Source organism: Leptospira mayottensis 200901116 (genome assembly GCF_000306675.2).
In the GTDB taxonomy this organism is placed as follows: Bacteria; Spirochaetota; Leptospiria; order Leptospirales; family Leptospiraceae; genus Leptospira; species Leptospira mayottensis.
Window position 1 is genome coordinate 3,415,821 of record NZ_CP024871.1, and the last position, 23,764, is coordinate 3,439,584.

Genomic DNA, 23,764 nt, shown 5'->3' on the forward strand with positions numbered 1-23,764 from the left:
GAACTACAGCTCGCGAAAGCGATGGATTGAGTTCAGTGCAGAATCCACATGAAAGGTAGCAATCGTGGATCTTGTTTTTTGTGGGGAATTTCTCCCCAAAGAGAATTAGAGAAACTGCAATTGATGGAAGACGTTAAACCTAAAGAAAAATAAAGAGTGAAAGAGCCGTGAGTCCACTACATTGTTTGTAAGCTGACTAAAATAGAACCAAAACAAAAAACTCCCTTTCGCATTAAAGACAAAGCGTAAGGGAGAGAAAAAGGAAAGAGGAAAAATCGGAACCCAGAAGAGTGAGTTTTCAAACTGGGGGAAGAATGGAAGAAGTTGGAAAGAAGAGAGAGAAAGGATATGTGTTAGGGGAAGCGGTTCGAAACAAAACGACGGGCCAAAAGATGTATGTGGAAGTAGCTTGGAATCCGGAAGTGAGTTGCATTTACTTTGACGCAGAGAAGGAAAGCCTTGTGAAAGTTCAGGTGTTTCCGGAGGATTTGGAGCGGATTCAAGGCGTTCTTCCCTATCTTCCGAAGTAAAGAAGGAGAAAACAATGACAACCGAAAACTGCTTTAACAAGAACCGAAAACGATAGAGTCTTGGATTATGAAACATGGCCCGCAAAAGGAATCCATTTGAATGAAGAACTTTCGTTCGAGAATTAACTTTAGAATCTTTAGTGAAAAAAGTCGCAAAGTTTTGTCTTTTTTATCGTTTAACGAAAAAGAAAATCAAGAGGATATTGACTCTAATCTATGTTTATATAGAATGAGTATAGTAAGAACGGCAAATTTATATGTTAGTTGAAACTCCTTATTCAATGTTAAACGAAAGAACATTAGAACATGACAAGAGTTTGAAAAAGAAAGTGCGAACCAGCGGTTCACACTTTCTTTTTAACGACAAAACCTCGATCCACAACCGCGAAAGCGATCGCAGCGGAAATACTGCAATGCAACATGAATCTTTCTATTCTTACTTTAGAATATACGGAAAAAGCGAAATGTTGCGTTGCAGATTGGAGCGAAGAGCGCGGTTTTTCTTCGCGGAAGCGAAGAAAAATTCGCCCAACTGTCCTCTGAACGCAGGAAGCGCAGATAACGCAAATAGCCAATTTAGAACGGGACAAGAAAACTGGGACGACACCAGCACATTCCGAGTGCAAACTGGACTAAACGGTTCACAAAAGTGAACCGGCATGAAAGTTGCAGGGATGATGTGAAGAGAGACATCACATTATAAAAGTGTAAATGATGATTGGGTTAATTACCGGATTTGAAACCTGTATTCTAACAAACTCCACAGGATGTAACTTTATTAAGGAGGTATCTTTGTTTTTTAGCGTCTTTCGATTGTTGGTTTAGCAAATTAGAATCAATGGATTTACCGCGAAAGATTTCGGAAGGAGTGAGTAGATAACGGCCGGCTCTGTTGGGCCGTTGATCGTTGTAGATGGGAATCCATTCGGACAATTTTTGAATCAAAGATTGTCTATTAGGAATATCTAAATGATGAAGGCACTGATACTTTGTGATTTTGTGGATTGCCTCTATGGGACTATTAGAAAATGAAACGTCTTTACCTGCGGTAATTTTGTTGATTGGAAGCTTGTAATCAAAAATGATTCTGTCGAGAGCGCCTTGATTTTCGGGCCCCCCGTCGGTCATCAAATGAACGAAAGAAGATTCTTTAGAAAGATTGAGATTGATTAAAGGAAAAAGATCGGGCAAGGTCAATTTGGAAAAAGAGGTTTGATACTTGGAAATGGCTTCCTCGACTAACGAAGCACAGATGTCGCTGTCGACTTGGGGAGCGACTCTAAACGCTAAAATCATCTTAGAGAAGTTATCAATCAAGATGTAAATATGAGATTTGACGTTGTCTTTGGTGACAAACTGAGTGATATCGCAATGCCAAACTTCATTGGGACGGTAGGTTTTAAAACCTTCTTTCTTTAGCTTCTTAAACTTGTTTGAAAAGAGTTCGGGACGAATCACTCTCGCCCATTTGTAAAAGGAAGATAAGCTGCAATGCAGAATGTCGTTTTTTCTAGCGTATCCCCAAATGGAAGAAAGAGGCCAAAACAAAGTAGCTTTTTCCAAAAGAAGATTTTTTAAAGAATCGATTTCCTTGACTGAAATCTGACCGACAAACCGCTTGTGGCAGAGTTTTTCCCAGGAACTACTACATCGGAACCGCACTTGGAAAAACCAGCTGTGAAAAGTGGACTTTGAGATATGAAACTTCCTTAATGTTCTTTCGAATCCAAGGTCGTCCCTTACTCTTTGAATGGTACGGACGATTTTTTCTTTAACTTGAATTGAGTTTTTCATCTTTTTCGGAAGAGATTTGATCTGAAGAAGACATAGTTTGATTTTTGCAAGAGCGATGATCCCTTTTTGAAGGGTAAGAGAGTTTTCCAAGCGTATGGAAAGGTAGTTAGCTTCTCTTTGAAGATTCGGCTCCATCCCGTTAAACCGAAACCCGTAGATATGACGAAAGGAATCTGGATCTTTGTTTTTTAGAGAGTGAACGGTGGATTTCGGTAACCCTTTGAGCTGCTCGGAAGTAATAACGCCGTTAGCGACATTGAATTTCCAGAATGTATCGTATGAATTCCTGTTTTTTTTAGGGATTGTAGGAAGTATGACTGATGAATGGGTCGCTGTCTGCATGTTATCTGTGAATACATCGTAATATTTTCATCACAATATGAATCTTTTTTTGCTGAACGCCTAATTTTTGTTATTTGTCAGTGATATGATAATTGACACAAATCACAAATTTTTTCAATCTTGTTCGAGTCTTTAGAGGACGGAAACGGGGGAAAAGTTGCATCACGGGTTTGGAATTCAGCTTTTGAGTTTTAAAGACCAAACATCGAACTACGAAGCGAAAGCGATCGCAGCAGAAATCCTGCGACGCAACATGAATTGAAGGATGAAACTGGAATATACGGAAATGCTAACATGTTGCGATGCAGATTGGAGCGAAGAGCGCGGTTTTTCTTCGCGGAAGCGAAGAAAAATTCGCCCCACTGTCCCCAGTTTTCCGTGCTCAGTCGTCAGTTCTCCGAATCGTTTTAGCTTTAAAACGAAGATCGTCAGTTTAATCACGATCTTTTCGTTTCATATATCCTTTGTCATACCTCTGACCGTTTTCAGTTTTTTGTCCTCCAGTTCTCTGGACGCTCAAAGTGTGCCTACACTCGGATCGACAAAACAATTTGCAAACGACGAATTAAAACCTTACGTGGACGCGGCAAAAGCCGGAGCCACGGATTCGGGAACGTTTTTAAATTCGGTGAACAACGGAGAACAAGTTTTAGAAGCCGCTTGGGAAACGGGAGTCAACGCGGAGATAGAAGCGATCGTGGGTGGAGTGAATAACTCGGACACGGTGAATAACGTAAACGTTTACAAAGACGCTGTAAGAGCACAACTGGAACTGCAGAAACAACAGGCAAAGAACCAATGGATCGCAGACGTAAACGCATACATACAAGCAGAGTTACAAATCTTTTTAGCGACATTATCCCAAAACACATCGAACAACGTAACATCGACGAACACAAATTCGGTGAATACGATCAATCCGACTGTACAAACTGTAACCACTACTCCTGCCGCCCAAGCAACAAACCCCGCACAAGCGGCACAGAGTTATTACCAAGGAACCCAGCTCTGGGATTCTAAATGGCAGGATTTACTTAACAAACAAAACACCTGGGAACAGAATTCCTTAAATGCGATCCAGAATGGAATCCTGCAATGGAATCAATCGATTACAGGACTCGAAAATGATAAATTAAGTTATTTGAATGGAATCGAACAAACAAAAGCCCAATGGTTGGCAAACAAACAATTGATTGCAAACGCTCAAAGCCAAATGAGAAACGCGCTTCAATCCACAATTACAAATATACGTTCTCAAGAAAATCAATTGAAAACAAATGCATCGAGTGATCCGAGTTTGACATCCGTGTTTGGGGACATGGACGAATTGTTGGAAGATCTACAGGAGGCTCTGAATTCTAACGCATCCCTCGGCACGTTAGCGCAAACACTAGGAAATTTTTTCCAAAGTCAGATAACAAACGCAACCGCAAAAGCAGACTACTGGAATATAACCAAATGGCAGGAGACGTATGCGACACAGACGGTTGCGTATTCTCAGATCGTGGGGAACTCTTCCATAAGTTGCACGAATTATGAAGGATCAGGATGTAACAACGTAGCCAGTGGGAATCGATCGATCACGTATAACAGTAATGGAAGTGTATATGGATGGAGAGCGAGCAGCGGTTCTTTGGTCTATCAATCGGATGAAACCGGCACGGTGGGCCAAGGTTCATATGGTTCGTCCGCATATATTGAAAACTCACATTACCAAATCAGTTGTCAAGCATGGGATTTCGGCGGAACTTGTGTCGGTGGATTTGGAGGTTACGAGTCCAACGGTGTCTATTGTGGTGACAGATTCGAATTCTGCGGATATACCCGTGACCTAGCCCCCGAATTTAGAACCATTTAGAATGTTTGAAATCCTCTCAAGAACATAAAATTTTGGAGGAAAACATGAAAAAACGTTTCAGTGAAGATCAAATTCATAAGATTCTAAAGGAATCTGAATCAGGGATATCGACTCCTGAACTTTGTCGTAAATACGGAATCAGTGGTAACACTTTTTACCGTTGGCGTTCGAAATACGGCGGGTTAGAACTAAACGATCTAAAACGGATGAAGACTTTAGAGGAAGAAAACAGTAGGCTAAAGAAACTGTATGCAGAGTTAGCTTTAGAAAATGAAGCGATCAAGATGTTACTCGAAAAAAGTGGTGAGCCGTGAGCAGAAACGAGAGGCGCTCCTGTTAATCAAAACGCGGCTTGGAGAACGGAAATCCTGCCGTCTTTTGCAAATCTCCAGAACCGGCTTTCGACATCGTTCCAGGCTTCAGGACAAAAACATGGAATTGAAGGATCGAATTCTCACTTTAGCGTATAAGCATAAAAGGGCGGGATACAGACAGATTCATGATTTTATTCGGCAAGAAGAACGAGTAAACCATAAACGAATCTATCGCTTGTATTCAGCATTGGGCTTAAAATACCGAATCAAACCGAAACGAAAGAGAGTATCGTTACCTGCGATTCCAAAGATTGTTCCTAAGAAACCGGAGGAAAGGTGGTCGATGGATTTCATGTCGGATTCACTCTACTCGGGAAGAAAATTCAGAATATTGAATATCATCGATGACTTTGGACGATTCGCCGTGGCAACGCAGGTGGAATTCTCAATCACTTCGGAACGATTAGTAAGAATTTTGAATGAAGTATCTGAAGTCCGTAGCCTGCCAAAACAAATCGTTGTGGATAACGGTCCCGAATTCACATCAAAAGCTTTTTTACGATGGGCTTTTGAAAAAGGAGTCGATATTCATTTTATTACGCCGGGTAAGCCTACTGAGAATGCCTTCATCGAGAGCTTTAACGGAAAAATGCGAAACGAATGTTTAAATGAAAATTGGTTTAAGAATATTGAAGAAGCACAGCGCCTTGTCGAGGATTGGAGAAATTTCTATAATTCTGAAAGGCCACATAGTTCTCTTGGGGGACTTACTCCGGAGGAATATTTAAGACGCTCTGCTTAAGTGGATTTTGACACTTTACACTGGTACTAAAAACGGGGGCATCTCACCCGAGACACAGTTATCGACCAAAACTATACAGTATTTGCAAGCGGGACGTTCAACCAACAACAGATAACAAACAACAATAATATTCGAAATGCAATATTCGGAAGTTATAATACAGCATTTGGACAATCTTCCCAAGCGGGAAATGCAGTTTCCGGATCGAGTGTTGCATTGGAAACAAAAGTATATTTGGGAGGAAGCGCTTTAAATAGCTCTAACTGGTATGGATCGTTGGGATTAAATAACCAAGTTCAAATACAAACCAAATACAAATACATAGACTCTGCGATGCAAGCAAACCAGAACTTTTGGACGAGTATGAAAACTCAGTTTACAAATATTGCATCCACGTTTTTGTCCTTGGTCAATCCGTTGAAAGACTGGGAAGAAAGATCGCAAACATACGAAGAAGAATACCAAGCAAAACTATTAGAACTGGAACAAACGAAACAATCTACAATTTCCAACTATGATAATCAGATTAATCTCATGAAGGCGGCAAGAGGAGCCTGGGTCACAGAAGTTTACGGTTACCAAATGGCAGGAATTGCAGGAAGCGCAGATAACGCAAATAGCCAATACAGAAGCGGACAAGAAAACTGGGACAACACAATATCAATCTTCCAACAATCGGAACTCAACTGGTATTTATCCGCAAAAGATATATTACAACAAGCGGTAACTGCAACTGACGGAGAAACACAATTCCAAACAAACGCAACCTCACAAGCAAACCAACTACAAACACAAATTACAAACTCGGAGACAAATACAACCGGGCTTTACAACGCAGCAACAGGTTTGTATCAAACGTATCAATATGCAGCGGCAGGAAACGTAATGCAACAAGCAATTACAAACCTGCAAAACCAAACAAGTTGGAACGGACAAGGAGCCAACCTCTCTCAAACAATCGCAGATTCTTTTGGAAGAAGCGAAGCCTACAAAACAGCAGAACTCAGCGCAAGTAATCGAATCAATGCATTAGCACAAACGATTTACGGAAACGGGGCATATATCGTAGACAATACAGAGTTAAATCAGATTCAAAATCAAATTACAACGAGCGGACAAAACCAAAGCTTTTGGCAAAATGAAATCAATGGAACCAACGGAGGATTTAACTTTAACGGTCGCAACAACACAAGCCAAGCAAAAGAAACCTTGTATACGAACATGATCGCAGACATTGCAGTCGCAACAACGTTACAAGCAGAAGTAGTCGACGAAGAGATCACATATCTAAAAACCGCAAACGAATACTTTGAAAAATCAGAGAAGTATCAAGAGTTAGCAGACAAAGCAAGAAGTGAAGCAAAGTTCGATGAAGCAGCCCTTTACACTGGTTATGCGGTGAGAGAAAAAAACAACGCTTTAGGATATTTAAAAAAGAAATACTACAACTTGGGAGAAGAAATTACAAGTGAAGTGGATAACAGAGGACTTACATATACCAAAAATTCTTTCCTAAGTTACAGAGATAACCTACTCAACAAAAACTTTCAGAATACAACTCAAGTTCAAAAACAAATCCAAGAAGGAAAAAACGCTGTAGCAGGAATTATTTCCGAAGGAGAAAGTTACAACCAAATCCAAGGAATGATCCAAACGGCGACCAACCTAAACAAACAAGGAGAAGAAAACAAACAAAGAGTAGAACGGTTGCTACTCGAATCCAAAGAATTAGCAAACCGTAATATCGGAGAAGGACTCTTGGATGGACTCCAAGAAATGATCGCAAGCATACAAAGTACACTCCCACAAGAAGTAAGCGCAAACGGAGTGAGCCAATACATACAAGCACAAGAGAAAGAGCTGGAAGAAAAACAAAAAAAGGCAGACGAACTACTTGCCCACATGAATTCACTTGTGACAAACCAAAACGATTTGAATGCATTACAAACCCTACTCCAAGGAAGCAGCCAGGCAATCAACTTGGCAGCAAACAGCGCGGTATCTAAATACTTAGACGACTACGCAAAGAAACTTCAAAAAGACAACGAAGAAAGAAGTAACCAACTTCAAAAGACGTTACTCGAAGCTCTGACGAACGGAGAAGACTACAAATATCTCCGAGACGCAGGATATTCTTTCCGAACGGATGGAGAAGGAATATCCGCTTACAGACAGATCTACAGCGGAGAAATCGAAATCGACGGCAGTGCGATGAAGAGCACGAGTTATTCTCCCGATTTAGAATATCAATATATACGAATTGAGACGAAGTTCAATCCAGGAAACTTGAGCGTGGATATGATGAATCCAAACGCGACAAGGTTCAACGCGGAAATGGTACTGGGAGTTAAAAACTACATCGACAATCTCCAAAAGAACGTAGAGACGATGTTTGCTCAGTTCAGCGACAAAACAAACGAGATCAAAGAAGAATACGCACAGAATCAAGAAATCCGAGACTACAAAAAGGAACTCTACAAAGAAAATCGGGATACAACGGTAGCCTCCTTTCAAGCTTTACCAGGCGACTTGAAAGGCATGTTCGAAGGAGAAATGGGAGGACTCAAAAATTATCACGAACAAGGATCGAAATACAACTTCGGAACAGAAAGTTTCAAAGGCCAAAGCGGAGATATGAAGAAGATTGGAAAGGCGATGTATGAAGGAGCAAACATTGACGACACAGTTTTTGGAGGAAGCAGAGAATTAAAAGGCTCGGTGAGCGTCAAAGGCATACCCGTAGAAATTAGCTACGGAATGCAGTATTTGATCGTAACATCCGGATTTGATATATCGAATTTAGGCTACAACTTCAACTTGAAGTTAGTGGGAACTCAAAACGCAGAGAGTCAACTCTCGAACGTAAATCAAAAATATGCCGTCTACTCCGAAGACATTCAAAATAGAATCGAGAAACAAGCAAAGGCGAATGACGCGGAGAAGGAAAGCAAGGGATTTCTATTTACAATTTTGAATGGAATGAACGGCGGATCCGGAAGCATGGGCCAAAGATTTACCCAAGCCGTGAAGTCGGAAGCACAAAGCCGCATAACGGGAGCCGTTGCGGAAGCAACCGGATTACCGGCTTCACTTGTCGGAGCTTTAGTCGGTGGAAGTAGTATGAAAGACGCAGTCAAAGCGTATGTCAAAGACGAGACTGTAAACGCAATTTCGAAAGCAACCGGAATCCCGACATGGCTCATCTCCAATCAGATGGAGAAGATGAACAAACCGAAAGAACAATGGTATCAAAGCCAAGAGTTCCAAATAGTAACAACAGTTGTAGCGGTTGCAGCAGCGCCCTTCACCGGCGGAGCTTCTCTGATGGTCGCTATGGCAGTGGGAGCCGGACTTGGAGCCGCAACAGGAGCGGCAAGCGGAGGATTAAAAGGCGCACTGGTCGGTGCGGTAGGAGGAGCGGCCGGCGCAGCAGTGAAAAGTTTTACCGGAGGAGCGGTTAACGTAGGCCTCAGCTACTCCGCAGAGAACGGATTTGGTGCAAGCGTAGGAGTCGGATATGGACCTGCCACAGTGAGCGTCGGCATCTCAGAACGAGGTGGAACATCGGTGGATGTCGGTTTAACAAAAGGCGGATTCAATGCAGGACTAAACTACAACAGTAAAACAGGAAGCGTAAGTGGAAGCACAGGATTTACTTCTCAAAGTGGAACGGGCTTAGCACTCAGTTACAACGAAGGAGACGGATTTGGTGCAAGCCTTAGTAAAAGTTTTAGTAATGGAGTCAATGGCGGAATCAGTTGGAGCGAGAAAGGTGGTGTCGGTGGAAACATCGGATACGAAGCACCTGGAGACAAAAACAAAGCGAAGAATTCACTTGCAAACCAAATGAAAGGCGCGGGAGGAACATTAAGCTTCAATCAAAGAGATGGAATGTCGGCGGCGCTTAACGCATCCGGAGGAGTGAACGCGGGAAACTGGAGTGAGTCCGGAGGCTTCCAAGCAAACACGAACTTTTTAGCCGACAAGTGGAAGGCCGACTTTGTTACGAAACAAGGTGAGATCGAAGAAGCTCAGGCCGAAGCGGAGGCTCAGGCTAAACAAAAAGAAGCTGCTGCCCGAGGTAGTGCGGATGCAGTTGCAGGAGCTGGATATTCTACAACAAGAAGAGAGGACGGCTTACCGGGAAGTCAAGGAACGATTGGCTTTGGAGATGCTGACGGTCCGAACCCTGCACACGGAGCCCCATCTTCTCATGATCCAGGACAAACGTTAGCTTCATCGGGATCGTTTGGACCCGATGGAAAGCCGACAGGAGGTCGTCAGTTGAGTGCGGCGGATGTTGCGGAATTCAAAGCTGATTGGAGAAAGGAAAGTCCTGCGCAAACGGATGCGAACATCGCCGGTTTGAAAGCGGCGGGATACGACACGAGTGGTCTTGAAAAGTTTGTAAACGATTATCGTAACCAATCGAAACCCGGTTATGGAAACTCGAATCAGACCGGAAGTCCGATTGTTGTGAATGGAAGTAGAACATCGACGTTAGGTGAAAGAGCTTCTTCAATTTTCGGTTCCGTTGTTGACGGCGCTAAGGGGTTGTGGAATCGCGCAACGGGGGGAAGTTCTTCACATGTCATTTCTACCGGACCAGAACATTATGACACGGTCACAGGCAATAAACTAACTTACAAACTGCACGAGGAAGGCCCGGGCTTTAAGAGTAATTCTGGCCAAGATGGAGCCGACGACCATCGTTATGGACAGAAGCCTCTTGTTGACACGATTTCCAATACCATTAATGAATGGACGGGCAAGAATCCGGGTTATCCGATAGTGACAAACGATCTAGGTTACAAGACGGGAGGCTATGATCCACGCGCAACAGGTACTCAGGAAGCAAAAGACGCCGGATATTACCAGCATCATAAAAACGGAAATGCTATAGACCTGTCGTATATGTCCACACCTGGAGTTGATCCGACTGGTAAGAATTACGATGTTAACAAGGCCTACGATCGGGACAAAACCATTGAATATATCAAAACGATTTCTAGAAATATTCCGGAAGGGGTTGGAAGCAAAACGACGAATTTTATAAAATTCAATGATCCAGCGGTGCATGAATATTTTAAGAAAAATCCATTGCCAAATTTGTATATGACATCCGACAAACCAGGTGCAAAGGTGTTGCACAGCAATCACTTGCATTTAGAGTTAGGTTTACCAAAAGTAAAATAAAGGAGACATGAGAATAGTATGATATTCAGGATATTACTGGCTTGTTGCATATTGTTGAATTCTTGCGACAAGCCTGTTAACAAAGAGGAAACGAAAGTGAAGACATATACGAAGCAAGAGAAAATGAAAATGTTTGATGCAATGCTTTCTAAACTTTTGAAGGATATTCAAGAAAAGAAAAACTTTACTCCCTTTTTAGAAGTAAGTGATGAACACAGTGGATATACTATTAGTATAGGGGAAAGTTTGGGTGATGAATTGGTTGGTGGTAATTTCCAAAAAGATGGATTTAGCAAATTAGAGAAATACGTAACGATAGAAGAAGTTGTACGTCTTATAAAGAAAGGCAGTAAAGGCACGATTAGTGAAAGTGGAGATAGTTTTTGGTGGGGGCTTGTTGCAGATCGTTTTGAATATGGTTTGGGTTTCTATTTTCCAGAAGAGCAAGGTAGATGGATCATTCGAAGATTTGATAGACTAAGACCGGAGAGGGATTAGTAACAAAAACAAAACAGGGTTCCGGGGATGGAGCAGAGGCGAATAGCCCGGAGAAGGGGTAGCGAAATACCGAGCTTGATTGAACAATTGAATATTTGTAAATTAGAAAAATTGCAAGCTCGGTATGAAGCGAGGGGAAGGCTTTCCCCTTCCGTCCTCTGTCTTCAGTCGTCTGTCCTCTGAATGGGGACAAAAAGAAAGTCGGCAAAGCGATGTATGAAGGAGCTTCGATCGACGACACAGTTTTTGGAGGAAGCAGAGAATTAAAAGGCTCGGTGAGCGTCAAAGGCATACCCGTAGAAATTAGCTACGGAATGCAGTATTTGATCGTAACATCCGGATTTGATATATCGAATTTAGGCTACAACTTCAACTTGAAGTTAGTGGGAACTCAAAACGCAGAGAGTCAACTCTCGAACGTAAATCAAAAATATGCCGTCTACTCCGAAGACATTCAAAATAGAATCGAGAAACAAGCAAAGGCGAATGACGCGGAGAAGGAAAGCAAGGGATTTCTGTTTACAATTTTGAATGGAATGAACGGCGGATCCGGAAACATGGGACAAAGATTTACCCAAGCGGTGAAGTCGGAAGCACAAAGCCGCATAACGGGAGCCGTGGCAGAAGCAACTGGATTACCTGCAAGTCTCGTAGGGGCACTTGTCGGTGGAAGTAGCATGAAAGACGCAGTGAAAGCGTATGTCAAAGACGAGACTGTAAACGCAATTTCGAAAGCAACCGGATTACCTACATGGCTTATCTCCAATCAGATGGAGAAGATGAACAAACCGAAAGAACAATGGTATCAAAGCCAAGAGTTCCAAATGGTGACAACAGTGGTAGCAGTAGCGGCAGCGCCCTTCACCGGTGGAGCTTCTCTGATGGTCGCTATGGCAGTGGGTGCAGGCCTGGGTGCCGCCACAGGAGCTGCAAGCGGAGGATTAAAAGGTGCGCTCGTCGGTGCTGTGGGTGGAGCTGCAGGAGCTGCTGTCAAAAGTTTTACAGGAGGAGCGGTTAACGTAGGACTTAGCTACTCCGCAGAGAACGGATTTGGTGCAAGCGTAGGAGTCGGATATGGACCCGCTACAGTGAGCGTCGGCATCTCCGAACGAGGTGGAACATCGGTGGATGTCGGTTTAACGAAAGGCGGATTCAATGCAGGACTGAGCTACAACAGTAAAACAGGAAGCGTAAGTGGAAGCACAGGATTTACTTCTCAAAGTGGAACAGGCTTAGCACTCAGTTACAACGAAGGAGACGGATTTGGTGCAAGCCTTAGTAAAAGTTTTAGTAATGGAGTCAATGGCGGAATCAGTTGGAGCGAGAAAGGCGGTGTCGGTGGAAACATCGGATACGAAGCTCCTGGAGACAAAAACAAACCGAAAGACTCACTTGCAAATCAAATGAAAGGAGCCGGTGGAACTTTAAGTTTCAATCAAAGAGACGGAGTATCAGCAGCGCTTAACGCATCCGGAGGAGTCAATGCAGGAAACTGGAGTGAGTCAGGCGGATTCCAAGCAAACACAAACTTTTTAGCCGACAAGTGGAAAGCCGACTTTATTTCCGGAAAAGCGAAAGAAGACGCGGATGCGCAAGAAGCATCGAGAGGCGCTCAAAAAGAGGCGGCCGCTCACTCCGGTGCGGATTCAATCGCGGGTATGGGCGTTGAAACTCAAAGAAGAGAAGAGGACGGAATCCTGGATCACATTCTGGGCAAGGCGGCTGAGACGTTAGGCGGCGGTCTGGATTGGGTAGGAAACAAGATCGATGGAGCAATCGACAGCGTTGTCGGAGTTGCGTCAAGTGCGTGGGATGGTGCTAAGAACGCGTTTGGATTTGGAAAAGGCGAATCGTTGAGTATGAAACCACTGCATCACGAGAATATCGGAGATGGTGCTGCGTATGGTGCGTCGGACTCAACCGAAAGCGCCTCCGATCGTCACTTGCGAGTTGGTGAAGAAGCGATATCAAATCACTTAGACAAACAAAGAAGCGAGAATCCATATTTGCAGAAAGGTGAAGTCGATGTAAGTATGCATCCTGATTATCACAAAAAGCTAATCAACATGGAATTGGAATCTGGAGTAAGCGGAGGAAATTTAATCCGAAATGAAAAAACCGGAAAGCTGTATTACAGAACGGAAGCAACTGGTGCTGATAGCAAATTGATTCCAACCAATCCGAATGAAAGAGTGAGGTCTCCTTGGACTCAAACAGAACTGCATACGGATAGCCTCAACGGAATCATGTCCGGTGATTATCATGCACCGAAAGGAGCCGCTCAATCGGTTTGGGGCCCGAAGGGAGGGACGTTTATGATTACGAACGTTAGAAGCATCGGTTTAGGTGGTAATGAAATTACGACTCGAACCATGATTAACGGAAAAGAAATTGTAGAATATCACAGACACGTAATGAATCAAATGCCGGATGTAGCTTACAATGCTTTCAGAAACAAAACTCCATTGCCGTATGGAACTCCGATCGGATATACAGGAATTACAGGAAACATGGCTGTATCGATTAACAACGACAAGAATAGTCCAAGATTTGGAATGTTATCCGCACCGGCATACCATATGCACACGAAGGTAGATAACGCGGAAACACACACAGGCTTTATTCAAGGTGTAACGTTTGGTCCAGAGGTGAGACAATCTCAAGGTTTGCCCGCTTTTGACTATACAAGCCATTACAAGAAGAAAGCATTAGATTTATTAACTGGAGGAAATTGATGAAAACGAAGTTGATGGCGATTTTAATTTTAGGATTGGCGGGAACTATGGGAATTTTTGCGGAAAAAAGTCTGAAAGAAAAGGCATATGAGTATTACAGTTCCATCAGTCCAAGTTTCAAACAATATGAAGCTAAATTAGAACCTGAAAAAGTTAGCAATTTACGAATGAAGGAAATGACGGATGAAGGAATGCAATATCTTGCCGTGTTTCCAAATTTGGACACTTTGGGAATAGGTGACTCCAAAATTACAGATGAAGGTTTGAAGCAAATTCCAGGTCTTTCGAAAATAAAATCTCTTTATTTAGAAAGGAGTAAAATTACGAACAAAGGGATTGAATATATTTCTAAAAGTAAAACGATTACTCGGCTTCATTTAGATGAGATTACTACTATTGACGATGGTTGTATTCCTCATTTGTTGAAAATGAAACAACTGACAACGTTAGAATTGTCTGGTACGGAAATTTCCGAACAAAGATTGAAAAAGCTGAGAAAGGGATTGCCGAAGACCGGTGTTACAACTCAGTGATTCCAAGGCAAAACAGGGCTCCGGGGATAGAACACAAAGAGATAGCCCGGCGAAGGGGTAGCGGAATACCGAGCTTGGAAATACAATTAGACATTTGTAAATTAGAAAGACAGCAAGCTCGGTATGAAGCGAGGGGAAAGCCTTCCCCTTCAGTCTTCTGCCCTCTGAATGTGGAACATCGGTGGATGTCGGTTTAACAAAAGGCGGATTCAATGCAGGACTCAGCTACAACAGTAAAACAGGAAGCGTAAGTGGAAGCACAGGATTTACTTCTCAAAGTGGAACGGGCTTAGCACTCAGTTACAACGAAGGAGACGGATTCGGAGCGAGCCTTAGTAAAAGTTTTAGCAATGGAGTCAATGGCGGAATCAGTTGGAGCGAGAAAGGCGGAGTCGGAGGAAACATCGGATACGAAGCACCGGGAGACAAAAACAAACCCAAAGATTCACTCGCAAACCAAATGAAAGGCGCGGGGGGAACATTAAGTTTTTCTCAAAGAGACGGAGTGTCAGCAGCGCTTAACGCATCGGGAGGAGTCAATGCAGGAAACTGGAGTGAGTCCGGAGGATTCCAAGCAAACACAAACTTTTTAGCCGACAAGTGGAAGGCCGACTTTATATCAGGAAAAGCGAAAGAAGACGCGGATGCGCAAGAAGCATCGAGAGGCGCTCAAAATAGGAACAATCAAGAATCTGGAGCGGCGGCGATCGCGGGTATGGGCGTTGAAACTCAGAGAAGAGAGGACGGAATCCTGGATCACATTCTGGGTAAGGCGGCTGAGACGTTAGGCGGCGGTCTGGATTGGGTTGGTAACAAGATCGATGGAGCAATCGACAGCGTTGTCGGAGTTGCCTCAAGTGCTTGGGATGGTGCTAAGAACGCGTTCGGTGGCAATGAAGTAGAAAGTCTTTGTTTTGTTGCGGGAACACTTGTATTAACAGGCAGAGGATTAAAAACGATCGAGAGAATCAAAGTCGGAGAGGAAGTCTTGGCGTATGACCCGAGAACAAACACTCAGACGTTCAAATCCGTGGTTCGTTTGTTTAACAATGAAAGTTCAGAACTTTTGAAAATCAACTTTGGAGACGGAGAAGAAGTAAATACAACACCCGGTCACAGATTCTTTACGGACAACAGAGGCTTTGTGTTAGCAAGCGAACTTACGACCAAAGACTTGTTTTTGGACAAATCGGGCAATACGGTAACGATTCATTCGATCGAGAAAGAAACGTTGAAAGAAAAGACGAGTGTGTTCAACTTCGAGGTCGAAGATTATCACACCTACTACGTGAGTGAGGAATGTATTCTGGTTCACAACGACAGTGTGAAGATGTTGCAGGAGAGAATTGCGGCAAATGGAGAATTGAACGGTCCACTTGTAAACAAGGGGATCGACAAGATCTTAGACCAAGTGAACAGCTTTGACAAAACGAAATCGGGCAATGTGGAAGCGGCGTTGAAGGATTTTGCAAAAGCCAATGGCCTGAGCGAAAGTTCACCCGAATACAAGAAGTTGAAAGAGTTGTCCGCAGATATATCCGGAAGTAAATCGAAAGGATTCAACGAATCTCGGATTGAATACTACAACCAGAACAAGGAAAGAATCCATACGGAAGCGTTAACGGCAATGTACGGAGACAAGATTCAATCGATCGATGGAAAGAAAGCTATATTAAGAAACGGTGAAGGAGTCATCATCACGAATGGAAAGTATGACCTTCAGTTGGACAACAAGACGAGCGAGTATTTCAAGAGGGAGGAAGCTGGTCTCTTTGGGACTAAGAGTTTACCAGATTATCACAACAAACCTTCGGCGCAGTGCTTTATAACGAGTAACGCGGTGATGGCGGAACACGCAGGAGTAACACCGAGAGATCCATCGAAACAGATGGTGGATGATATGCTCTTTACGGCGAAAGGCAAAGGGATCTTGAATTCAAATGACCATGTCAAAGGTGGAGAAGAATTGAAGACGTATGCCGGTACAGACCGAATTAATAAAGAATATGGATTAAAGCAAAATATGCTTGTTTATCCGAATAAGGCAACTTTCGAAGACAAGAAAACGGTGATACAACAAGCCCTTCGCGACGGTCATATCGTGTCGGCCGGTGGAAAGTTTCCCGTTGGAGATCACCGGAACGCGATTGTTGGATATGATTCGAAAGGCTGGGTTGTGTTTGACCCGTATGGCGATGCAAATACAAAAGGTTACAAAGGAAACGGAATGTTTGCCCATTACGAATACGGAAAGTTCAATTTGGCTGGAAATCAAGCCTACTACGTAACCAAGGACTAAGGAAGAGATATGAAGAATCGGAAACGAATATTAGCAATTTTGATATTAGGAGTAACGTTCATGTTACAAGCAGAAGGTGAGAAAGTGAGAAAGGATTTGATTCCGATTTTTAAAAAGTGCTATCGACCCGATGAGCATTTGTCTTTAGTTGCAAGTTCCTCCTTGATTGAGAAAGGCAAACCAAAGAACAATTACGGACCAAATAATATTGATGATATTAATAAAGATACAGTTTGGGGCGTAAGCAAAAATGAAGGAATTGGGGAATGGATATACACATACAATTACGTAGATTATAATACAAATCATTATCACCAACTTGTCGGAAAGAGCCAGAAAAACTATTTCAGTTTTTTGAATGGATTGGCAAAAGACGCTACTTCTTTTCAAGAAAACGGAAGAATCAAAAAAGTAAGAATCGATGTGTATGAATTAGAGGGCACGGAAACGATGGCGAATTTAAAAGATCCTCTCGTCTATCACAATTATCCAATTGAAAATGATTCTTTTGAATTGGAACTTGCAGACACTCCGGAAGAACAAACCTTTGAAAGAGAGATTTTTACGAAGATCAAGCCGCAAGATGATTTCTACGGACGTTATCTACTTTTCAAACTCACGATCCTCGAAATATATCCAGGAACCAAGAGCAAGAATGTATTTCTGACTGAGTTCCATGCATATTCGGAGGATGTTAAAAAGAAATTTAGAATTACTCGGGAGAGGAAGTGATTTGATTTTGAACTACAGCTCGCGAAAGCGATGGATTGAGTTCAGTGCAGAATCCACATGAAAGGTAGCAATCGTGGATCTTGTTTTTTGTGGGGAATTTCTCCCCAAAGAGCATTAGAGAAACTGCAATTGATGGAAGACGTTAAACCTAAAGAAAAATAAAGAGTGAAAGAGTCGTGAGTCCACTACATTGTTTGTAAGCTGACTAAAATAGAACCAAAACAAAAAACTCCCTTTCGCATTAAAGACAAAGCGTAAGGGAGAGAAAAAGGAAAGAGAAAAATCGGAACCCAGAAGAGTGAGTTTTCAAACTGGGGGAAGAATGGAAGAAAACAAAAGTAAGAAAGGATACGTATTAGGCGAAGCGGTCCGAGACAAGAGAAGCGGTCAAAAGATGTATGTGGATACAACCTGGGACGACAAGGTTCCTTGTGTTTACTTTGACTCAGAGAAGGGAACGTTTGTAAAAGAGGAAGTTTCGTTTGATGACTTGGAGAAGATCAAGGAAACGGTAAGACAGATTCACGTTTCGAAATACATGAGAATTGTCGAATACGAGTTTGGTTAGTCCTTTTAAAATCGAAAATGTAACGTGTACCAAACTTGGCGAGGGTGTCAGCGTTCCTGTGTAAATGACATATCTTAAAACGAATCGAACTTCAACCGATCGCCGAAAATAATCGAAAATTGGTTCATGGCTTTCCCCCAATCTTGAATAGGCATGGTCCATTTTTTAGACATATTATTCAAAGCTAAATAGAGAAGCTTGATAGCCGCTTCATCGGTAGGAAACGAACCCCGATTCTTGATAATTTTTCTTAAACCCATATTCATAGATTCGATAGCGTTTGTGGTGTAAATCGCCTTCCGAATATTAGGTGGATAGGCCAAAAAAGGAATCACCGATTCCCAAGAGAGTGTCGGCTTGATTGTGTAAATGACTTGTGAATAACCAAAAAGTAACAAGGATAAACCCAATATGAGCAACCCCAAAAATCGAGCTGAAGAGCTACTCGATGAATTAATCAAAGATAAGAGTCCTGAAGATCTACTGGGAAATGAAGGCCTCTTAAAGCAACTAACGAAATCACTGATAGAGCGAGCGATGCAAGGTGAGATGACGCATCACCTTGGATACGAGAAGAATTCCTCGTTGGGCAATAACACAGGAAATTCTCGGAATGGAAAAAGTAGCAAAAAGCTCAAAGGAGATTTTGGAACAATCGATTTGGAAATACCTCGAGACAGAAACGGCAGTTTCGAACCGCAGATCATACAAAAAGGTCAGACACGTTTTACCGGCTTCGACGATAAGATCATTTCGATGTATTCACGCGGAATGACCACACGAGAAATTACCCAACATCTCCAAGAAATCTATCAAGTGGAAGTCTCAGCGGATCTGATCTCAGAAGTCACCGATTCGGTACTGGAAACGGTGATCGAGTGGCAGAATCGCCCTTTGGATAAAGTATATCCAATTCTCATCATGGACGCGTTAGTCGTAAAGGTGAGAGACGGCACCACGTTCAAAACAAATCCTTCTATTTGGCTTTAGGAATCAATCTACAGGGCACAAAAGAGATACTTGGGATTTGGGTGGAGCGCACCGAAGGAGCGAAGTTCTGGCTTCAGATCTTAACCGATTTAAAGAATCGCGGAGTTGAAGATATCTTAATCGCCTGCGTTGACGGGTTAAAAGGATTTCCGGATACGATCATATCAGTTTTTCCTAATGCACAAGTTCAACTTTGTATCGTTCATATGGTAAGGAATTCTTTGAAATGGGTTTCTTACAAACAGAAGAAAGAGTTGATGATTGATTTAAAGGCTATCTACAAATCTCCGTCGGCAGAGATTGCTAAGAAAAGCCTTGATGATTTTTCAACCAAATGGGACAGTCAATATCCGATGATCAGCAAGTCCTGGAGAAACAATTGGGAATCGGTGATTCCTTTTTTGGCTTATCCACCTAATATTCGTAAGGCGATTTACACCACAAACGCTATCGAATCTATGAATATGGGGCTAAGAAAAATTATCAAGAATCGGGGTTCGTTTCCTACCGATGAAGCGGCTATCAAGCTTCTTTATTTAGCTTTGAATAATATGTCTAAAAAATGGACCATGCCTATTCAAGATTGGGGAAAAGCAATGAATCAATTTTCGATTATTTTCGGCGATCGGTTGAAGTTCGATTCGTTTTAAGATATGTCATTTACACAGGAGCGCTGACACCCTCATTCCCAATTGTTTCTCCAGGACTTACTGATCATCGGATATTGACTGTCCCATTTGGTTGAAAAATCATCAAGGCTTTTCTTAGCAATCTCTGCCGACGGAGATTTGTAGATAGCCTTTAAATCAATCATCAACTCTTTCTTCTGTTTGTAAGAAACCCATTTCAAAGAATTCCTTACCATATGAACGATACAAAGTTGAACTTGTGCATTAGGAAAAACTGATATGATCGTATCCGGAAATCCTTTTAACCCGTCAACGCAGGCGATTAAGATATCTTCAACTCCGCGATTCTTTAAATCGGTTAAGATCTGAAGCCAGAACTTCGCTCCTTCGGTGCGCTCCACCCAAATCCCAAGTATCTCTTTTGTGCCCTGTAGATTGATTCCTAAAGCCAAATAGAAGGATTTGTTTTGAACGTGGTGGCCGTCTCTCACCTTTACGACTAACGCGTCCATGATGAGAATTGGATATACTTTATCCAAGGGGCGATTCTGCCACTCGATCACCGTTTCCAGTACCGAATCGGTGACTTCTGAGATCAGATCCGCTGAGACTTCCACTTGATAGATTTCTTGGAGATGTTGGGTAATTTCTCGTGTGGTCATTCCACGAGAATACATCGAAATGATTTTGTCATCGAAGCCGGTAAAACGTGTCTGACCTTTTTGTATGATCTGAGGTTCGAAACTGCCGTTTCTGTCTCGAGGTATTTCCAAATCGATTGTTCCAAAATCTCCTTTGAGCTTTTTGTTACTTTTGCCATTCCGAGAATTTCCTGTGTTATTGCCCAACGAGGAATTCTTCTCATATCCAAGGTGATGCGTCATCTCACCTTGCATCGCTCGCTCTATCAACGACTTCGTTAGTTGCTTTAAGAGGCCTTCATTTCCCAGTAGATCTTCAGGACTCTTATCTTTGATTAATTCATCGAGTAGCTCTTCAGCTCGATTTTTGGGGTTGCTCATATTGGGTTTATCCTTGTTACTTTTTGGTTATTCACAAGTCATTTACACAATCAAGCCGACACTCTCGAATGATCGGGGAAAGAATGAGGAGGTAGGCTCTTCATTTTTTTAGAATGAAATAGAAACCCTCATTTATCCTCCAATTTCCTCCAATTTCCTCACTTGAAACTACCCTTAAATTTCCTGAAAAATCCTTACTATCGTTTTCGAAAGAAGAAAGGTTTTCGTATTAAAGGATGTAGAAAGAAACTTTAGCTGTGATGAGAGTGAAAAAAATGGTTGGACAAAGAGTAGAATTGGAGGCTTCAATATACAAGATGAAACAATTAAAAGTAATTATTGAGATATTTGAAAGGAATGAAAGTAAAAGAGATTATCAAAATTTTAGAGGATGACGGTTGGTATTTAGTGGATCAAAGAGGAAGTCACAAACAGTTTAAGCATGCCTTAAAATCAGGGAGAGTAACAGTAGCGGGAAAGCCGAGCCTGGATATACCTCCTGGAACCTTGAATAGTATCTTAAAACAATCCGGTCTAAAGTAATAGCGAGAGAATAAAAATGGAATATCCAGTAATGATTGAAAAAAGTTCAACCGGTTATGGAGCGTATGTTCCGGATTTACCTGGCTGTGTCGCAGTTGGAGAAACGGAAGCGGAAGTAACTCAGTTAATTAAGGAAGCGATTGAGTTTCATTTAGAAGGTATGCGTAAAGATGGAGAGCCTGTTCCGAATCCTTCCAAGGTAACCTTAATTGCGGTTTAATAGATTATGTGTACAATAACAGTATTCACCTGACACCCTCCAAACGCCGGTAAGATCCGGCGTTTTCGTTGAATTTAACTCTTTCAATTTTTCCCTCAAAATTCCTCGATTTTCCTCAAAGGAAGAAGTTGAAAAAGGGTTGGACAAAGAGAAAATGAAACTTGGAATGAAAGGATATGCTATGGGCTTATGAAATACACTCGTTATTTTGAAAACGAGGTACTTAGAAAACGTCCTGAGCTTCGCCTTGAATGGTTAGAAGAGACGGTTTATTATCCGGACAAAAAAGAAGTCCAAGAAGATGGAAGAATTCGCTTTTGGAAATGGATTGTGGAAGCGGGAAAATATCTTCGAGTAGTGACCTTAGAAGATGGTGAGACAATCCACAACGGCTTTTTTGATAGAGGTTTTAAAGAATGAGAATAACACACTATCCTGAAACTGATTCAATCTATATTGATTTGTCGAACCGCCCTTCTTTCGAGACGAAAGAGATTAATTCAGACCTAAACGTAGACTTGGATGAAAACGGTAGACCTGTAGGGATTGATATTCATGGACAGGCTTCCAAATACGTTGATATATCCTCGATCCTTTTTGAGACTGCAAAACCGTAGTTTTCAAGATTCGATATTCTTTCGTTAGCAAGATGAGAAAGAAGCTTCCCTCTTTAGCTGTGATCATTTGAAATTCCAAAACACGCAGGGCTTTCGGATTCAAGTTAAAGAGACAAGAAGGCCGCTGGAAAATAGAGATCTCGGCACAAAAATGCACAATCTTAGAATCGATTTCACGGCACAATAATCCACAATAATGGTTGGAAGGACTTCGGTTTAACGGGAAGTAAGAGTGGAACCGGAAAAAACCGGGAAAAAAACCGGGTGATTTAGAACTCTTGCCAGTAAGACAAAAAAAGTACGGAAAATGGAACTTGTGCGAGTCCTAAAACGGATTCTTTGAAAAAAACGAGTTGCCTAGTATTGCAGAACCAAAGAGACTTTCTAAGCAATCGCTTTCTTGAATTCAAAGAGGAAAGCATCTCACACCCCTGCCCTAATTCATTGCGCTCCAAACGTGGAGCCTCTAAACTTAAAATCAAACGATCTTTGGGATCCTCTCTCAAAGACAAACCCGACGGAAACGTCCGGGCGGAGGGGGGATAGTAACTACCCCGGCGCAAATCATATTCCTTTTAAAATCAAGACAGAACGATATTGAATGATTTCAAAAGGAAAAATATACTTTTCTCTCGTTTTCGAAAGAACTCTCGATGAAACCTAATTCGTTTGAAGGAATTCGCATTTTTTTAGAGATATGATCTTCTTGTTTGAGAAAAACGCTCTTATCTGTTATTCGGAAGAGTTCCAAAGTCGAAAAAACACTAGCATTGACTAACATGGTTTTTAGTTTCATCGGAAGCGAAAGACAAGCAATCGCAGTGGCCACCCGAATCGAATTCGGGTAGAACTTTCATTTCACGACTAAAAGAGGAAGTGGCCGCTTGTTTAGAGAAACATTTCTCTGAAGTCTGATTTTTACCTGAGCTATCGTTAACTTATCTTGTCCTGTCGTTATCCACTCATTTACTTAAAGTTTTTCAGATTGTCTTGTTTTGTCCTGTTTTGTCTTGTTCTTCGTTTCTCATTCTCTCGTGTTTCACCAAAGATGAAAAAAGGACGAACGCAAAACAACTTTGATTTTGGCGTTACCGCATTTCAAACAGGACTTGTTCGGGTCCTGTATGGGACTTGTTCGAGACCTGTGATTTTCAAAGTGGTCCTGTTCGGGACTTGTGTGAGACCTGTTCAGGTCTTGTTCGAGTTCTAAGAGAGATTTTGAAGCAGTAGAAAGCGAGAATACAAGCTCGGATTGGAGAATTCTTGCAGAATACGAATTGGAACCAAGAAACGAGCAAGATTATTGCTTGTATGTTGAAAAATGTGAAGAAATCCGAAGTTTTCCGCAATTTCAAAGTTTGTTAAATTGAGATGTAGAACTTGGAAATTGAATCACCATATTTTCCGGAAAATGTGAGAGAAAACGAAAAAATCCTTCGTTTTTTTCCGTTTTCTTCGGAAAGAACATGAAGAAAGTTGAATATTCAAGAAAGTGTTCTTAGGGAAATTTTCTTGTGTATTTTCAAAAACGCTTGTACGGGA

General features: G+C 42.1%; 17 protein-coding genes and 3 pseudogenes. 16 read left to right on the forward strand and 4 right to left on the reverse strand.

Annotated features, from left to right (window positions below; all coding sequences use genetic code 11):
- The first annotated feature begins 314 nt into the window (after nucleotides 1-314).
- Together LEP1GSC190_RS15625 and LEP1GSC190_RS19915 are read left to right on the forward strand one after the other, a co-directional pair.
- Nucleotides 315-530, forward strand: coding sequence for a hypothetical protein (locus LEP1GSC190_RS15625; RefSeq protein ID WP_036036322.1), 216 nt, complete (start codon nucleotides 315-317; stop codon nucleotides 528-530).
- A 257-nt stretch (nucleotides 531-787) separates the two neighbouring features.
- Nucleotides 788-1,183 carry a hypothetical protein gene (locus LEP1GSC190_RS19915; protein WP_081606733.1) on the forward strand — a complete coding sequence of 132 codons (396 nt, stop codon included), beginning with the start codon at nucleotides 788-790 and terminating at the stop codon, nucleotides 1,181-1,183.
- Between the two features lie 97 nt (nucleotides 1,184-1,280).
- Here LEP1GSC190_RS19915 and LEP1GSC190_RS15635 read toward each other — a convergent pair whose 3' ends face one another.
- Entirely contained in the window at nucleotides 1,281-2,666 is a 1,386-nt protein-coding gene (locus LEP1GSC190_RS15635; protein WP_117344640.1) for a DDE-type integrase/transposase/recombinase, read from the reverse strand.
- A 265-nt stretch (nucleotides 2,667-2,931) separates the two neighbouring features.
- Here LEP1GSC190_RS15635 and LEP1GSC190_RS15640 point away from each other — a divergent pair, with 265 nt between their 5' ends.
- The 9 genes from LEP1GSC190_RS15640 to LEP1GSC190_RS19920 all read left to right on the forward strand — a co-directional run bounded on the left by LEP1GSC190_RS15640 (nucleotide 2,932) and on the right by LEP1GSC190_RS19920 (nucleotide 18,201).
- Nucleotides 2,932-4,524, forward strand: coding sequence for a TIGR04388 family protein (locus tag LEP1GSC190_RS15640; RefSeq protein WP_237578318.1), 1,593 nt, complete (start codon nucleotides 2,932-2,934; stop codon nucleotides 4,522-4,524).
- A gap of 44 nt (nucleotides 4,525-4,568) precedes the next feature.
- Nucleotides 4,569-5,640 (forward strand): IS3 family transposase gene (locus tag LEP1GSC190_RS15650; RefSeq protein WP_420844315.1). Its coding sequence is split into 2 segments (ribosomal slippage): nucleotides 4,569-4,816 and nucleotides 4,815-5,640, totalling 1,074 coding nucleotides; the frame shifts between segments, so codons are not numbered across the junction.
- A 582-nt stretch (nucleotides 5,641-6,222) separates the two neighbouring features.
- Entirely contained in the window at nucleotides 6,223-10,836 is a 4,614-nt protein-coding gene (locus LEP1GSC190_RS15660; protein ID WP_420844316.1) for a hypothetical protein, read from the forward strand.
- Between the two features lie 18 nt (nucleotides 10,837-10,854).
- Nucleotides 10,855-11,334, forward strand: a complete 480-nt coding sequence (locus tag LEP1GSC190_RS15665; RefSeq protein ID WP_126160286.1) for a hypothetical protein — start codon at nucleotides 10,855-10,857, stop codon at nucleotides 11,332-11,334.
- A gap of 677 nt (nucleotides 11,335-12,011) precedes the next feature.
- Nucleotides 12,012-14,069 (forward strand): hypothetical protein, encoded by a 2,058-nt coding sequence (locus tag LEP1GSC190_RS15670; RefSeq protein ID WP_117344709.1) that lies wholly within the window; start codon nucleotides 12,012-12,014, stop codon nucleotides 14,067-14,069.
- On the forward strand, nucleotides 14,069-14,602 hold the full coding sequence (locus tag LEP1GSC190_RS15675; protein WP_117344637.1) for a leucine-rich repeat domain-containing protein: 534 nt from the start codon (nucleotides 14,069-14,071) through the stop codon (nucleotides 14,600-14,602). Before LEP1GSC190_RS15670 ends, LEP1GSC190_RS15675 begins: the two co-directional genes overlap by 1 nt.
- Before the next feature lie 460 nt (nucleotides 14,603-15,062).
- Entirely contained in the window at nucleotides 15,063-16,901 is a 1,839-nt protein-coding gene (locus LEP1GSC190_RS15685; RefSeq protein WP_237578388.1) for a polymorphic toxin-type HINT domain-containing protein, read from the forward strand.
- A 9-nt stretch (nucleotides 16,902-16,910) separates the two neighbouring features.
- On the forward strand, nucleotides 16,911-17,633 hold the full coding sequence (locus LEP1GSC190_RS15690) for an NADase-type glycan-binding domain-containing protein (RefSeq protein ID WP_002746333.1): 723 nt from the start codon (nucleotides 16,911-16,913) through the stop codon (nucleotides 17,631-17,633).
- Between the two features lie 322 nt (nucleotides 17,634-17,955).
- A complete protein-coding gene (locus tag LEP1GSC190_RS19920; RefSeq protein WP_167880662.1) occupies nucleotides 17,956-18,201 on the forward strand; it encodes a hypothetical protein in 246 nt (81 codons plus the stop codon).
- Between the two features lie 74 nt (nucleotides 18,202-18,275).
- Here LEP1GSC190_RS19920 and LEP1GSC190_RS15700 read toward each other — a convergent pair.
- A pseudogene (locus LEP1GSC190_RS15700) lies at nucleotides 18,276-18,548 on the reverse strand (transposase); the annotation flags it as partial.
- 64 nt (nucleotides 18,549-18,612) lie between these two features.
- Here LEP1GSC190_RS15700 and LEP1GSC190_RS15705 point away from each other — a divergent pair.
- A pseudogene (locus tag LEP1GSC190_RS15705) lies at nucleotides 18,613-19,841 on the forward strand (IS256 family transposase).
- 35 nt (nucleotides 19,842-19,876) lie between these two features.
- Here LEP1GSC190_RS15705 and LEP1GSC190_RS15710 read toward each other — a convergent pair.
- Nucleotides 19,877-20,842 (reverse strand): annotated as a pseudogene (locus LEP1GSC190_RS15710) (IS256 family transposase); the annotation flags it as partial.
- A gap of 339 nt (nucleotides 20,843-21,181) precedes the next feature.
- Between LEP1GSC190_RS15710 and LEP1GSC190_RS15715 the strand changes: the two are divergent.
- The 4 genes from LEP1GSC190_RS15715 to LEP1GSC190_RS15730 all read left to right on the forward strand — a co-directional run bounded on the left by LEP1GSC190_RS15715 (nucleotide 21,182) and on the right by LEP1GSC190_RS15730 (nucleotide 22,222).
- Nucleotides 21,182-21,385: a type II toxin-antitoxin system HicA family toxin gene (locus LEP1GSC190_RS15715; RefSeq protein WP_002747648.1), complete on the forward strand. Its 204-nt coding sequence runs from the start codon at nucleotides 21,182-21,184 to the stop codon at nucleotides 21,383-21,385.
- A 31-nt stretch (nucleotides 21,386-21,416) separates the two neighbouring features.
- A complete protein-coding gene (locus LEP1GSC190_RS15720; protein ID WP_002747663.1) occupies nucleotides 21,417-21,605 on the forward strand; it encodes a type II toxin-antitoxin system HicB family antitoxin in 189 nt (62 codons plus the stop codon).
- Nucleotides 21,606-21,794: 189 nt separating this feature from the next.
- Nucleotides 21,795-22,025 (forward strand): hypothetical protein, encoded by a 231-nt coding sequence (locus LEP1GSC190_RS15725; RefSeq protein WP_002747646.1) that lies wholly within the window; start codon nucleotides 21,795-21,797, stop codon nucleotides 22,023-22,025.
- Nucleotides 22,022-22,222: a DUF2283 domain-containing protein gene (locus LEP1GSC190_RS15730; RefSeq protein ID WP_036048221.1), complete on the forward strand. Its 201-nt coding sequence runs from the start codon at nucleotides 22,022-22,024 to the stop codon at nucleotides 22,220-22,222. Before LEP1GSC190_RS15725 ends, LEP1GSC190_RS15730 begins: the two co-directional genes overlap by 4 nt.
- Before the next feature lie 269 nt (nucleotides 22,223-22,491).
- Here the strand turns inward: LEP1GSC190_RS15730 and LEP1GSC190_RS19925 are convergent, their stop codons facing one another.
- On the reverse strand, nucleotides 22,492-22,734 hold the full coding sequence (locus tag LEP1GSC190_RS19925) for a hypothetical protein (protein ID WP_002747651.1): 243 nt from the start codon (nucleotides 22,732-22,734) through the stop codon (nucleotides 22,492-22,494).
- Between the last annotated feature and the right edge of the window lie 1,030 nt (nucleotides 22,735-23,764).